Annotated in this window: 10 protein-coding genes; 6 read left to right on the plus strand and 4 right to left on the minus strand. The window is 70.4% G+C overall.

The features are described from left to right. Window positions 1–31: 31 nt before the first annotated feature. Window positions 32–1,936, minus strand: a complete 1,905-nt coding sequence (locus JMJ56_RS12410; protein ID WP_202832083.1) for an AI-2E family transporter — start codon at window positions 1,934–1,936, stop codon at window positions 32–34. 80 nt (window positions 1,937–2,016) lie between these two features. Further along, window positions 2,017–3,195, minus strand: coding sequence for a M20 aminoacylase family protein (locus tag JMJ56_RS12415; protein ID WP_202832084.1), 1,179 nt, complete (start codon window positions 3,193–3,195; stop codon window positions 2,017–2,019). A gap of 114 nt (window positions 3,196–3,309) precedes the next feature. Here JMJ56_RS12415 and JMJ56_RS12420 point away from each other — a divergent pair, with 114 nt between their 5' ends. Next, the gene (locus JMJ56_RS12420; protein ID WP_202832085.1) at window positions 3,310–4,218 is read left to right on the plus strand and encodes a class I SAM-dependent methyltransferase; all 909 of its coding nucleotides are present in this window, start codon (window positions 3,310–3,312) and stop codon (window positions 4,216–4,218) included. 136 nt (window positions 4,219–4,354) lie between these two features. Next, window positions 4,355–4,990 (plus strand): hypothetical protein, encoded by a 636-nt coding sequence (locus JMJ56_RS12425; protein WP_202832086.1) that lies wholly within the window; start codon window positions 4,355–4,357, stop codon window positions 4,988–4,990. Between the two features lie 24 nt (window positions 4,991–5,014). Here the strand turns inward: JMJ56_RS12425 and JMJ56_RS12430 are convergent, their stop codons facing one another. Both JMJ56_RS12430 and JMJ56_RS12435 read right to left on the minus strand, forming a co-directional pair. Continuing rightward, window positions 5,015–6,091, minus strand: a complete 1,077-nt coding sequence (locus tag JMJ56_RS12430; RefSeq protein WP_202832087.1) for a tartrate dehydrogenase — start codon at window positions 6,089–6,091, stop codon at window positions 5,015–5,017. A gap of 55 nt (window positions 6,092–6,146) precedes the next feature. Beyond that, the gene (locus JMJ56_RS12435; protein WP_202832088.1) at window positions 6,147–6,947 is read right to left on the minus strand and encodes a M10 family metallopeptidase C-terminal domain-containing protein; all 801 of its coding nucleotides are present in this window, start codon (window positions 6,945–6,947) and stop codon (window positions 6,147–6,149) included. Between the two features lie 143 nt (window positions 6,948–7,090). Here JMJ56_RS12435 and JMJ56_RS12440 point away from each other — a divergent pair, with 143 nt between their 5' ends. From JMJ56_RS12440 to JMJ56_RS12455, 4 genes are all read left to right on the plus strand, one after another. Beyond that, window positions 7,091–8,515 (plus strand): FAD-binding oxidoreductase, encoded by a 1,425-nt coding sequence (locus JMJ56_RS12440; protein WP_202832089.1) that lies wholly within the window; start codon window positions 7,091–7,093, stop codon window positions 8,513–8,515. Window positions 8,516–8,612: 97 nt separating this feature from the next. Continuing rightward, a complete protein-coding gene (lptF, locus tag JMJ56_RS12445) occupies window positions 8,613–9,788 on the plus strand; it encodes an LPS export ABC transporter permease LptF (protein WP_202832090.1) in 1,176 nt (391 codons plus the stop codon). Beyond that, entirely contained in the window at window positions 9,785–10,906 is a 1,122-nt protein-coding gene (gene lptG, locus JMJ56_RS12450; protein ID WP_202832091.1) for an LPS export ABC transporter permease LptG, read from the plus strand. Before lptF ends, lptG begins: the two co-directional genes overlap by 4 nt. Next, window positions 10,903–13,239 carry an LPS-assembly protein LptD gene (locus JMJ56_RS12455; protein ID WP_236037697.1) on the plus strand — a complete coding sequence of 779 codons (2,337 nt, stop codon included), beginning with the start codon at window positions 10,903–10,905 and terminating at the stop codon, window positions 13,237–13,239. Before lptG ends, JMJ56_RS12455 begins: the two co-directional genes overlap by 4 nt.

Here is a 13,239-nt window from a genome sequence, read left to right on the forward strand (position 1 = left end):
TGGCTGCCGCCGGGCGGATGCGGGAGAAGCTTCAGGCCGGCGCCGGCGCCACGCCGATCGAGGGCGGTGCCTCTGGCCGGGGTGCCGGTGCGGTGAGCACCGGTGCCGGCGCCGTGCCGCTCGCCTCCACCGCCAGGTCCAGCGCCTCGGCCAGGTTCATCGCCAGTTGCAGCGGCGCCGATTCGCCCTCCGCCCGCAGCGCCTTGGCGAGCACGCCGTCGCTCTCCCCTCCGCCATCCGGCGACCAGGCGAGGGCGATGGCCGGCACGCCCGGCAGCCGCCGCCGCGCCCGGCGCAGCAGGTAGCGGGCGGTTGCGCTGCTGCTGCCGCCCTCCAGCAGGCAGAGGCAGATCAGCCGCGGCGGCGCCCCCGGCACGGCGCTCACGCCCCCGACCTGGACGCCGAAGCCGCGCCGCGCCAGCACCTGGCCGAGCATATTGGCCGCCAGCGCATCGAAGGGCCCACGTCCCGGCAGGCATAGGACCGCACCAGGCACATGCCAGGCGGCGGGGATCGGCTCCTGCGGCGTCTCGCCATCGGGCGGCACCGGGTCCTCTTCCTCCTCGAGGTCCTCGATCAGCAGCTCGACGCTGCGCAGCAGGGCATCGCGCCGCTCCGGGCGGAGGGCGCCATGCACCGCATCGGCCTGGGCAAGCCGCAGCGCCGGCAGCGCTACCGCATCGAGGTAGTCGGCGAGGGGCTTGTCCTTGAGGCAGCGCTCGGCCTGCTCGGCCAGTGCGTTGGAGTCGCCCGCCAGCGCCCGCTGGTAGAAGGTCTCCTCTGGGTCGAGCGGTGGCCGGTCGCCGAGCATCACCTCGAGGAATTCCAGCCGGTCCACATGCCGCCCGAGCACGACGAGGCAGACCGTCAGCGGCACCGCCAGCAGCAGCCCGACCGGCCCCCAAAGCCAGGTCCAGAAGGTCGCCGCGGCGATGACGGCGATCGGCGAGAGGCCGGTCGAATGGCCGAAGACCATCGGCTCGACGACCTGGCCCATCAGCATCTCGCTGATGCCGAAGAGCACCAGCACCCAGATCAGGGTTGCCCAGCCCGGATCGACGGCGAGGGCCAGCAGCACCGGCCCGCTCACCGTGATGAACACGCCGATGAAAGGCACGAAGCGCATCAGCCCGGCGACGAAGCCCCAGAGCAGCGGGTTGGGGATGCCGATGGCCCAGAGCGCCGCGGCGATGAACAGGCCGAACAGGGCATTCATCCCGGTCTGCGCCAGGAAGAAGCGGGAGAGGCGATAGGCCGCGTCGTCCATCGCAGCCATGGTGCGGTGCAGGTCGCGGGCACCGGCCAGGCGGATCAGCCGGTCGCGCAGGTCCTCGCGGTAGAGCAGGATGAAGATGACGAGGATGACGACGATGCCGGCCGTCGCCAGCGGCCCGAGCAAGGGCTCCGCCACGCGGCGGAGCATCTCGATCGGCGTTGGGTCCGGCGTGTGGATCTCGACCGGCATCGGCGGCCGTACCGGGTCACCCGAGACGACGGGCGCGGGGTCCTCCCGGCTGCCCATGCCATGGCCGACGGCCTGGACGGCGCCGCTCAGCCGGTCGATCCAGCCGCCCGCGCTTTGCAGGCCCGAGAGCTTCTCGCGGATGGTCGTCTGATAGCTTGGCAGGTTCTCGGCGAGCATGGTCGCCTGCCGCCCCATCAACCCGCCGATGCCGAAGATGATAGCGCAGGCCAGCAGCACGCTGATCACGACGGCCATGGAGCGCGGCATGCGGACCCGCCGCAGCAGCCGCACCACCGGCGCCAGGACGAAGGCGAGCAGCACGGCCAGCACCAGCGGCACCAGCAGGTCCTGGCCGAAATAGAGCACCGCGATGACGAGCAGCGCGCCTTGGAGCATCTGCAGGCCGGAAGCGGGGGTGCCTGCCGCGCTCAAGCCGCGGGGTGGCGCAGGGGCAGGTCGTGTTTCGGGCATCCGGCCTCGGTTCCGTGATCCTCGGGCCTCCGCCGGCCCGCCCGACGCGAACGCCCGTCCCGCGGTTCCGTTGCGCTGTCCTAGCTTTTCATCGGTGCCAATTCCCGCTCCACAACCGCCGCGAGCAGGCCCGCGCCATAGGGGATGGCGGCGTCGTTGAAGTCGTAATGCGGGTTGTGGACCTCGCAGCCGCCAGCCTCGCCCTCGCCATTGCCGACGAGGATATAGGCGCCCGGCACCTCGGCCATCATGTAGGAGAAGTCCTCCGAGCCCATGGCCGGGATGCGGTTGCGGTCCACCGCCGCCTCGCCGACCATCGCGGCCGCGGCATCGGCGATTATCGCCGTCTGCTCCGCGCCGTTCACCACCGGCACCGTGACCTCGCGGAAGTCGAGCCGCGCTTCGGCGCCGAAGCCCTCGGCGATGCTGGTCGCGAGCGCGCGCATCCGCCGCTCGATCAATGCCATGGTCTCGGTGCGGAAGGCGCGGACGGTGCCGCGCAGCGAGACCTGGTCGGGTATGACGTTGTAGGCCGTGCCGGCGCTGAAGCCGGTGACGCTGACGACGCCGGTGTCGTTCGGCGCCACGTTGCGGCCGATGATCGACTGATAGGCCGAGACGATGGCGGCGCCGCAGACGACGGGGTCCACCGTGCTCTCCGGCCGTGCCCCATGCCCGCCACGGCCCTGGATCACGAGGTCGAAGAAGGCGCAGCCGGCCATCATCGCGCCGGCGCGGATGCCGTATTGCCCGACCGGCATGCCCGGGCGGTTGTGCATCCCATAAACGGCATTGCAAGGGAAGCGGTGGAACAGCCCCTCCTCCACCATCGCCCGCGCGCCGCCCTGACCCTCCTCGGCCGGCTGGAAGATGAAGTGGACCGTGCCGTTGAAGTTGCGGGTCTCGGCGAGGTAGCGGGCGGCGCCGAGCAGCATCGTCGTGTGCCCGTCATGACCGCAGCCATGCATCTTGCCAGGAATGGTGGAGCGGTGGGCGAAGCCGTTCGCCTCCGGCATGTCGAGCGCGTCCATGTCGGCGCGCAGGCCGACTGCGCGGTCGCCGTTGCCGGCGCGTAGCACGCCGACCAGCCCGGTGCGGCCGATGCCGCGATGCACCTCGATCCCCCAGGACTCCAACCGTTCCGCCACCAGCGCGCTGGTCCGCACCTCCTCGAAGCCTGTCTCCGGATGCGCATGGAAATCCCGGCGCCAGGTCGTGAGTTCCTCCTGGTGCCGGCGGATATGCTCGATGGGATTCACGTGACTCTCCTGCGGTTGAGGTGGGCAAGCCCCACCGCTCTGCGCTATCCCTGTGGGCTAAGCCTGCGACAGCACTGGGTCAACAACGTGGCGACGGAACACCAGACGGAGGATATGGCGGGCCCCCGGCGCGTGCTGCCCGCGCCGCAAGGGCTCTCCCGCGGAGCGCCGGTGCCGTGGTGGGTGAAGCTCGGGGTCAAGCTCGGCCTCGCCGCCATCGGCATCCACGGCGCCCGCGCCCGGGCGGTCGGCCTGGCCCGGCCCTCCTTCGAGGCGCGTGATCCGGCCAAGCTGCTCGGCGCGCCGTCGGCCTGGGTCGGCGATGCGACGCGGCTGATGGGCCGCCGCCCGCGCACCATCCTCGAGGTCGGGCCTGGGCGGATGGTGCTGCGCGCCCCGGTGCTGGCCGGGCTCGGGCTGGACCACATCTGGTTCATCGACCCGGCCGACAGCGCCCCCACCGAGGCCGCCGCCTATCAGCAGGTTGCAGCCCTCGCGCGCAGCCAGGGCCTGCCCGTGCCTGACCTCGCCGGCTGCACCGACCGCGCCGCCGTGCTCCAGCGCTGCCATGTAACGCTGCTGCATGGCAGCCCCTCGGCCCTCGGCGCAATCCCGGACGGGGCGATCGACCTTGTTGTGAGCGAGGCGGTGCTCGAGCATGTCCGGCGCGACGAGATGGGGCCGCTGCTGGCGCAGCTCCGCCGGGTAACGGCGCCGGATGGCATCGGCCTGCATCGCATCGACTTCCAGGACCATCTCGGCGGCGGCCTGCAGCATCTACGCTTCAGCGACGCCTTCTGGAGCAGCCCGCTGGTCGGGCGGGCAGGCATCTACGTGAACCGCCTGGGCCTCTCGGCCATGGTGGGGCGCTTCCGCCGCGCCGGCTTCCTGGTGGAGGTGCCGGAGGCCATGGTTTGGCCGCGCCGCCCCCGCGGTCCCTCCCGGCCGCATCCGGAGGCGATGCGCCCCGCCGCCGACGACCTCGTCGCCCGCGCCGTGCTGGAAGTCCGGCCACGGCGTTGAAGCGTGATTGCCGGGACGCGGGTCCGCAGGCCTTCGCTATCCTGTGACGCCGCCGTGTACGACCGGCATGGTTGCAACCTATGGTCGCCCCTGGACCGATTGGTTATCCTGCAACCCAATCTTTTCGGAGGATGGCATGTTGCGTCGCGCGGTGCTGGTCGCTGTGTTGGGGTTCATGGCCTGGGTCGGGCCCGGCCAGGCACAGTCGAGCGACCCTTCCTTCCGTGTCGTCAACAACACGCCGAATGTGGTGAATGAGGTCTACGCTTCGCCCACCAGCGAGCGGAGCTGGGGCCAGGACCGGCTGGGCGACCAAGTGATCGCGCCCGGCGCCAACTGGATCATCCGCATGCCGGCCGACGGCAACTGTACGTTTGACATCCGCATCGTCTACCAGGGCGGAACGGCGGAAGAGCGCCGCAACGTCAACACCTGCGCCATGACGGACCTCGTGCTCGGCCAGCCAGGCGGGCCGGCGCCGCGCACCCAGCGCAACCAGCAGCAGGGCAGCACGCAGCAAGGCAACCCCTCCTTCAACTTAGTCAACCAGAGCGGCCGGGTAATCGAGGAATTCTACGCCTCGCCCTCCTCGCAGCAGAATTGGGGCCCGGACCGGCTGGGCGACGACGTGGTGCAGCAGGGCGCGACCTTCGCCGTCCGCCTGCCGCAGGGCGAATGCAACTATGACATCCGCGTCGTCTTCGCCGGCGGCCAATCGCAGGAGCGGCGCAACGTGAATGCCTGCTCGCTGACCAACTATACCGTCCGGTAGCGCCCGCGCCGGGGGCGGTGCCGGTCAGGCATTCGCCCCCGCCAGCGCCGCGATCACCGCGGCCGTCACCTCGGCCGTGGTCGCCTTGCCGCCGAGATCCGGCGTCAGCACCTCGCCGCGGCCGGTGACCGCCTCCACCGCAGCCATCAACCGGCCCGCCGCGCGCGGCTCGCCGCAATGCTCGAGCAGCATGGCCGCCGTCCAGAAGGCGCCGAGCGGGTTGGCGATGCCCTTGCCGGTGATGTCGAAGGCCGAGCCATGGATCGGCTCGAACATCGAGGGCCGCTGCCGCGATGGGTCGATATTGCCCGTGGCCCCGATGCCGAGGGACCCGGCCAGCGCCGAGGCCAGGTCGGAGAGGATGTCGGCATGCAGGTTGGTGGCGACGACGGTGTCGACCGTCCCCGGCTTCATCACCATGCGCGCCGTCATGGCATCGACCAGCATCTTGTCGACGGTGAGCTCTGGGTACTGCGCCGTGACCTCGGCGCAGACCTCGTCCCACATCACCATGCCATGCCGCTGCGCGTTGGACTTGGTGACGACGGTGAGCAGCCGGCGCGGCCGGCTCATGGCGATCTCGCAGGCATGGCGGCAGATGCGTGCCACGCCCTCGCGGGTGAAGACGGCGACATCCATGGCGATCTCGAGCGGCAGGCCGCGATGTGCCCGGCCGCCGACGCCGGCATACTCGCCTTCCGAATTCTCGCGGACGATCACCCAGTCGATCTGGCGTCCCAGCTCCTCCCGCAGCGGCCCCTGGACGCCGGGAAGCAGGCGGGTGGGCCGCACATTGGCGTACTGGTCGAAGCCCTGGCAGATCGCCAGCCGCAGCTCCCAGAGGGTGACGTGATCCGGGATGTCCGGCGCGCCGACCGCGCCGAAGAAGATGGCGTCGAAGCCTTCGAGCTGACGGAGCCCGTCCTCCGGCATCATCCGGCTACTCGCGCGGTACATTGCGCTGCCCCAGTCGAAGCCCTGGAACTCGCAGGCGAAGCCGCCATCGGCCCGAGCGGTCGCCTCCAGCACCCGGCAGCCGGCCTCGATCACCTCGGGGCCGATGCCGTCGCCGCCGATGGCGGCAATCCTCAGGCTGCGCATGGCGAACGTTCCTCCGATTCCTCGGCCGCCATGAAGCCCGGGAGGAGGGGCCGCATCAAGCCAGGATGAAGTCGGATTTCGCCAGGTAGTGCTCGCCGCTCAGGGTGAAGCTCGCGCTGGGCCCGCCCGGCGCGCCGGTCTGGTTAAAGAACGGGACATAGACCTCGACCACTGTCTGCCCGCCCGCGACCTTCGCCCGCACCTGCATGTGGGTGGCGTCGGTGAAGGCGCCGGAGCCAAGGAAGTCCACCGCCGGCTTGTTGTACAAGGGAGTGAGGAAGGACGTGAGATCCAGCTTGTCCTCGCCGCGGCGGAAGTCGGTCACCACGTCGCCGGTGGTGTCATAGACCGGCATCTTGGCCTGGCTGTTGGTGCTGCCGAAGCGGAAGACGTCGTACCCGGTCCCGCCGGTAAGCGTGTCGGCCCCGACGCCGCCCACAAGCACGTCATTGCCGGCCCCGCCCATCAGCAGATCGTAACCACCGCCGCCCATCAGCGTGTCGTGCCCGTCTCCGCCGTAAAGGCTGTCGCTGCCGTCGCTGTCCCGGGCCTGGGCACTCTGCCACTGATCGTTCCCGGCGATGACGCCGTAGCCGTAGATCAAGTCGTTGCCGCTGCGGCCCCAGACATGATCTTTGCCATAGCCTGAATAGACCGTGTCGTTTCCCTCGCCGCCATCGATCCAGTTGGAGTGGATGACGGGGCCGGGAAAAGGTTCCGGGAAGATCGGTGGGCGAGGTCCGTTCAGCCCGTCGCCGTAGATTAGGTCGTTACCACCCCAGCCCTGGATTCCATTTTCGCCGGCATCGCCGAGAAGGGTGTCAGCCCAGAAACCGCCGGTGATGTACGTGGACATGACTTGATTTGTCCTATTGCGCGCTAAACTGAATACAATATTCATGCTATAGGCGAGGCGGCCCTGTCACATTGCACAAACCCGAGAGAAAGATGGGCAAGGCGGCGATTGACCCGAGGCCCCTTCGGCACGACCTTCCCGCCATGCCCGACGACCTCTCGCCCCCGCTGCTCGACCGCCTTTCCGCGCTGCTCGGCCCCCGCGGCATCCTGACCGAAGCTGCCGACCTGGAGCCGCACCTGGCCGATTGGCGCCTGCTCTACCGCGGGCGCACCCCCTGCGTGCTGCGCCCGGCCAGCACGGCGGAACTGGCCGAGGCGGTGCGGCTCTGCGCCGCCGCGGGGATGCCGCTGGTGCCGCAGGGCGGCAACACCTCCATGGTCGGCGGCGCCACGCCGGACGAGGGCGGCCGGCAGATCGTCGTCTCCCTCGGCCGGATGAACCGCATCCGCGACCTAGACCCACTCGACATGACGATGACCGCCGAGGCGGGCCTCGTGTTGAAGGCGGCGCAGGACGCAGCCGCCGGGGCCGGCTGCCTCTTCCCGCTCTCGCTCGGTGCCGAGGGCACGGCGACGATCGGCGGCGTGCTGTCCACCAATGCCGGCGGCAACACCACCGTGCGCTACGGCAATGCGCGCGAGCTGATGCTCGGCCTCGAAGTGGTGCTGCCCGATGGTCAGGTCTGGAACGGTCTTCGCCGCCTCAGGAAGGACAATACCGGCTATGCGCTCCGTCACCTCTTCGTCGGCGCGGAGGGGACGCTCGGCTTCATCACCGCCGCCGTCCTCCGCCTCTTCGCCCGGCCGAAGGAGAGCGAGGTCGCGCTCTGCGCCGTCCGCGACGAGGATGCGGCGCTGGCCCTGTTCCGCCGCTTCCGCGACCGCGACGAGACGGCGGTGCGAGCCTTCGAATACATGTCCGGCACCGGCGTCGGCTTCTACGCCCGGCTGATCGAGGGTGGCAGCGTCCCGCTTGCCACGCCCGCCGACCACTACGTGCTGGTCGACCTCGCCTCCACCCGCCCCGATGCCGGCCTCCGCCCCCTGCTGGAAGCCGTGCTGGAGGAGGCGCTGGAGGCCGGCGATGTGCTGGACGCCGCCATCGCCGAGAGCGAGGCCCAGCGTGCCGCCATCTGGCGCATCCGCGAGGAGCACCCGGAGGCGCAGAAGCGCGAGGGCGCCTCGGTCAAGAACGACGTCTCCGTCCCGGTCTCGCGGGTGCCGGAGCTGATCCGCCGCGCCTCCGAAGCCTGCCGCCGGCTGATCCCCGGGGTGCGCCCGGTGCCCTTCGGCCATCTGGGCGACGGCAACATCCACATGAACCTGCAGCAGCCGGAGGGGATGGACCCGGCCGCCTTCCTCGCCCGCAGCCATGACATCATGGACACGGTGAACGAGGTGGTCCGCGACCTCGGCGGCAGCTTCAGCGCCGAGCACGGCATCGGCCGCTTGAAGATGGACATGATGGAGGGCTGGCGCGGCGGGCCGGAACTCGCCGTGATGCAGCGGATCAAGGCCGCGATCGACCCGCAGGGGATCATGAATCCGGGAAAGGTGTTGCCCTGAAAGCAGCGTCGGGCCGCCACCGGCCCGGCGGCTTTCCCGATCCTTTCCCCCGCTCCCGCCAGCGGCTAGGGTGCGCGCCCCCACCGCTTGAGCCGTGATGAGCCGCCTCGACCGTTACATCTTCCGCCAGCTGGGCGTCGCGCTGCTTGCCGTCACCATAGGGCTGGCGGCGCTCGTCTGGCTGACCCAGTCGCTGCGCTTCATCGAGCTGGTGCTCGACCGGGGCCTGTCCTTCAGCGTCTTCATCGAGCTGACCGGCCTGCTGCTGCCAAGCTTCCTGGCCATCATCCTGCCGATCACCACCTTCGTCGTCTCGCTCTTCATCTATGTCCGTCTCGCCTCGGACCGGGAGCTGGTGGTGATGCGCGCCGCTGGCCTATCGCAATGGCAGCTGGCGCGGCCGGTACTGGCCATCGCCGGCCTGGCGATGCTGGTCTGCTACGTGCTGAACCTCTGGGTGGTGCCGCGGAGCCAGGCCGCCTTCCGTGCCTGGCAGTACGAAATCCGCAACGAACTGGCGGCGATCCTGGTGCAAGAGGGCGTCTTCAGCTCGGTCGGCGAAGACCTCACCGTCTATGCCCGCTACCGCGATCCGGACGGCACGCTACGCGGCATCCTCGTGCATGACGCGCGCGAGGCCGGCGCCCCCGTCACCATCCTGGCCGAATCGGGCCATATCTCTCCGGGCCCCAACGGGCCGCGGGTCACCCTCGAGAACGGCCAGCGCCAGCAGGTGGAGAAGGTCTCGCCGCCGCCCGGCTCGCCGGCCGGCACGCCGCCGCAGCTCCGCCTCTCCATCCTCTCCTTCAGCGAGAACAGCGTGGACCTGGCCCGCGCGCGCAGCGGCGAGGCCGACAGCCGCTACCGCAACGCCCAGGAGCGGACGTTGGACGAGCTGCTTCACCCCGACCCGGCCGAGCATATCCCGGAACGCGACCTGAAGCGCTTCATCGCCGAGGCGCATCAGCGCCTGAGTGGCCCGCTGACGACGATAACCTATGCCCTGGTCGCCCTGGCGACGGCGTTGACCGGCCAGTTCCGCCGCCATGGCGGCAGTCTCCGCCTCTTCACCGGCATCGCGGTGGTGGTGGCGCTGCTCGCCTTCGGACTGACCGCCAGCAATCTCGCGGCGCGGACGCCGCGGCTGATCCCGCTGATCTGGCTGAACACGCTGCTGCCCGGCCTCGCCTCCGCCTGGATCCTCTCCGGCGCGCCGGGCTGGCCGCAGCGCTGGTGGTTCGGCCGCCGCGGCATGGGCGCCGCCGCATCATGATGGTGGCGCTGACCCTGGCGCGCTACGTCGCCCGGCGCTTCGTCGGCGCGACGCTGGCCATGCTGGCCGGGCTGACCTTGCTTGTCTCGCTCTTCGACTTCATCGAGCTGCTGCGCCGCGCCGCCACCCGGGCGGATGCCGGCTTCGCCCTGGTGGCGACCATCGCCGGGCTTCGCCTGCCCTTCGTTGCCCTGCAGATCCTGCCCTTCGCCATCCTGCTTGGCGGGCTGCTTGCCTTCTGGCGCCTGACCCGCTCCTCGGAGCTGGTGGTGGCGCGTGCGGCGGGGATTTCCGCCTGGGGCTTCCTCTCCGGTCCGGTCGCCGTCGCGCTGCTGTTCGGCGGGCTCGGCACGGCGGCGATCTCGCCCCTTTCCTCGGTGATGCTCGCCCGGGCGGAGCGGCTGGACTACGCCTATCTCCGCTCCAGCGCCGGCCTCACCGCGCTGGCTGGCGGCCGGCTCTGGCTGCGCCAGGCGGATCGCGGCATGGAGGAGCAGGGGGTCGCCATCCTCTCAGGCCGCCCGGTCTCCGACCGCGAGACGGCGCGCGAGGGATTCAGCATGACCGATGTCTCCCTCTGGCGCCTCTCGGCCAGCGACCGCCCGCTCGCCCGTATCGAGGCGCCGCGGGCCCGGCTGTTGCCCGGCCGCTGGGTGCTGGAGGATGCCGTCACCTTCAACGCCGACCGCGCCGCCGGGCCGAAGCAGGATCTCAGCATCCCGACCGAGCTGACGCCCGACCGCATCGAGAACAGCTTCGCCTCGCCGGATACGCTGTCGGTCTGGGCGCTGCCGGGCTTCATCGCCGTGCTGGAGGCGGCCGGCTTCTCCGCCGTGCGGCACCGGCTGCATTTCCAGAGCCTGCTCTCGCTTCCCGTCCTGGCCTCGGCCATGGCGTTGCTGGCGGCCGGCTTCTCCATGCGCTCCTCCCGCCGCGGCGGGGTGGCGCAGATGATCGGGGCCGGCGTCGCGGCCGGCTTCATGCTTTTTGTGCTCGACAAGATCGCCAATGAGTTCGGCGAGGCCGGGACGCTTCCGGTCTTGCTCGCTGCCTGGGCACCCACCATGGCCGGGCTGCTGCTGGCCCTCGCCCTGCTGCTGCATCTGGAGGATGGATGAGCCCTCGCCCCGCACGCCGCCGGCGCCTGCTCCTCGGCGGAGCGCTTGCGCTGCTGCCGGCCGGCCAGGCCCTGGCGCAGCTGGAGCAGCCGAGCGTGACGCCGCTCGACTCGTCCATCCGCCCGTCCCTGGTCGCGCCGGCCCCTGGAACCGCCCCTGGCATGAGCCAGCCCCCCGGCTCCAGCGCGTCCGCCATCCAGCCCTTCGGCGGCATCGCCGGCGGCGGCCAGCCGGTCGACCGCAACGCCCCGGTTACCTTCACAGCCGAGGAGGTGGAGTACGACCGCGACAAGGGCCTCGTCATCGCCCGCGGCCGGGTCGAGGCCTGGCAGGGCGAGCGGCTGCTGCGCGCCGACCAGTTCACCTATGACCGCAATACCGGCGTCGCCACCGCCCGCGGAAACGTCCAGCTGCTGGAGCCGGACGGCCAGGTGCTCTTCGCCGATGAGGCGGAGCTGAAGGACCGCTTCCGCGACGGCGTGCTGGAAGGCGTCCGCGCCCTGCTCGCCGCCAATGGCCGCATGGCGGCCAACGGCGCCCGGCGCACCGGCGGCACCATCAACGAGCTCTCCCGCGTCGTCTATTCCTCCTGCGACCTGTGCGCCGACAACCCGACCGCCCCGCCGCTCTGGCAGGTCGAGGCCCGTCGCGCGACACAGGACAAGGGCGAGCAGCGCATCACCTACCGCGACGCGACCGTCCGCCTCGGCGGGGTCCCGGTGCTCTACACGCCCTACCTCTCCCATCCGGACCCGAGCGCCCCGCGCGCCTCCGGCTTCCTCTTCCCGACGCTCGGCTATACCCGCTTCCTCGGCGCCTTCGCCGAGACGCCCTACTACTGGGCGATCGACGACACCTCCGACCTCACCGTCATTCCCATCCTCTCGACCAGGCAATATCCCAATCTCGGCCTTGAATACCGCAAGCTGTTCAATTTCGGCGAGATCACCGGCAGCGCCTCGGTCGGCGGGCTGAACGGCACCGACACCGGCGGCAAGCGGGAGCTGGCGGGCCATATCTTCCTCAAGGGCCGCTTCACCATTGACGAGAACTGGCGGGCCGGCTTCGACCTCAACCGCGCCAGCAGCGAGCAGTATCTCCGCACCTTCCGCTACGAATACCGCCGGGTGCTGACCAGCCAAGCCTATGTCGAGGGCTTCTGGAACACCGAAACCTATGCCCGCATCGATGCGCGCGCCTATCAGGGCCTGCGCAGCATCGACGACACGCGGCAGATTCCCTATGTGCTGCCCAATGCGGTGGTCGAGCACGCGCCGCACGGCAAGTATCTCGGCGGCTTCCTCACCGTCGATGCCGGGCTGCTCGGCATCAGCCGCGACATCGGCAGCTCCACCCAGCGCCTCTCGAGCCGCGTTTCCTGGCAGCGGCCGGAGACGGACCGCTTCGGCGGCCTCTGGACGGTGAAGATCCAGGCCGATGGCCTCGGCTACCGCGCCCAGGGGCTGCAGGAGCCGCCGACCAACCTGCCCGAAGCCAATGGCGACCGGTTCAACGGCAACATCCGCGCCGCGCTCGACTGGCGCATGCCCTTCGTCCGCTATGCCGGCAACTGGGGCAGCCAGACCATCGAGCCGCATGTGCAACTCGTCACCGGGCCGCGGGTCGGGCCGCAATACCGGGTGCCGAACGAGGACAGCATCGATTTCGAGTTCACCGATGCCAATCTCTTCGCCCTCAACCGCTTCACCGGCCGCGACCGGCAGGAGGGTGGCACCCGCGTCGACGCCGCGCTCCGCGCCGCCTGGGACTTCCCCAACGGCGGGCAGGTCGAAGGCCTTATCGGCCGCTCCTTCCGCCTCGACGACCAGATCTCGAGCCCCTATGCCGGCTCCGGACTCGACCGCCGCGCCTCCGACTACGTGGCCCGGCTGCGCATCGCGCCGACCACCTGGTTCGACACCATCGGCCGCATCCGCCTCGATGGCGAGAGCATCACCGACCGGCGGCTGGTGGACACCGTCGCCAATCTCGGCCTCGGCCGGGTGACGCTCTCGGCCGGCTATCTCTACTCGCCGCCATTGCCCTACCTGGTCCCCAGCCGCTCGCGCGAAGAGGTGAGCGTCGGCTTCACCGCCCGCATCGGCCAGTACTGGCGGGTGGCGGCCACCGGGAAGTACGATCTCGGCCTCGGCCGCGCCGTGCTGGTCCAGGGCTCGGCCGGCTACGAGGACGAGTGCTTCATCATTGAAGGCCGCTTCATCAAGCGCTTCGCCCAGGACCCGACGACCGAGAGCCTCTACGCGGCGAATACGGTCATCCTCTTCCGGCTCGGCTTCAAGACGCTCGGCGAGTACTTCTTCCGCGCGATCTGA

The organism is Belnapia arida (genome assembly GCF_016773205.1).
Classification (GTDB): domain Bacteria; phylum Pseudomonadota; class Alphaproteobacteria; order Acetobacterales; family Acetobacteraceae; genus Belnapia; species Belnapia arida.

Excerpts from the sequence above, each read along its gene's own strand:
- JMJ56_RS12420 (WP_202832085.1), top strand. The coding sequence starts at position 3,310 with ATGGCGGGCCCCCGGCGCGTGCTGCCCGCGCCGCAAGGGCTCTCCCGC.
- JMJ56_RS12430 (WP_202832087.1), bottom strand. The coding sequence starts at position 6,091 with ATGCGCAGCCTGAGGATTGCCGCCATCGGCGGCGACGGCATCGGCCCC.
- JMJ56_RS12425 (WP_202832086.1), top strand. The coding sequence starts at position 4,355 with ATGTTGCGTCGCGCGGTGCTGGTCGCTGTGTTGGGGTTCATGGCCTGG.
- JMJ56_RS12440 (WP_202832089.1), top strand. The coding sequence starts at position 7,091 with ATGCCCGACGACCTCTCGCCCCCGCTGCTCGACCGCCTTTCCGCGCTG.
- JMJ56_RS12410 (WP_202832083.1), bottom strand. The coding sequence starts at position 1,936 with ATGCCCGAAACACGACCTGCCCCTGCGCCACCCCGCGGCTTGAGCGCG.
- JMJ56_RS12435 (WP_202832088.1), bottom strand. The coding sequence starts at position 6,947 with ATGTCCACGTACATCACCGGCGGTTTCTGGGCTGACACCCTTCTCGGC.
- JMJ56_RS12455 (WP_236037697.1), top strand. The coding sequence starts at position 10,903 with ATGAGCCCTCGCCCCGCACGCCGCCGGCGCCTGCTCCTCGGCGGAGCG.
- lptG (WP_202832091.1), top strand. The coding sequence starts at position 9,785 with ATGATGGTGGCGCTGACCCTGGCGCGCTACGTCGCCCGGCGCTTCGTC.
- lptF (WP_202832090.1), top strand. The coding sequence starts at position 8,613 with ATGAGCCGCCTCGACCGTTACATCTTCCGCCAGCTGGGCGTCGCGCTG.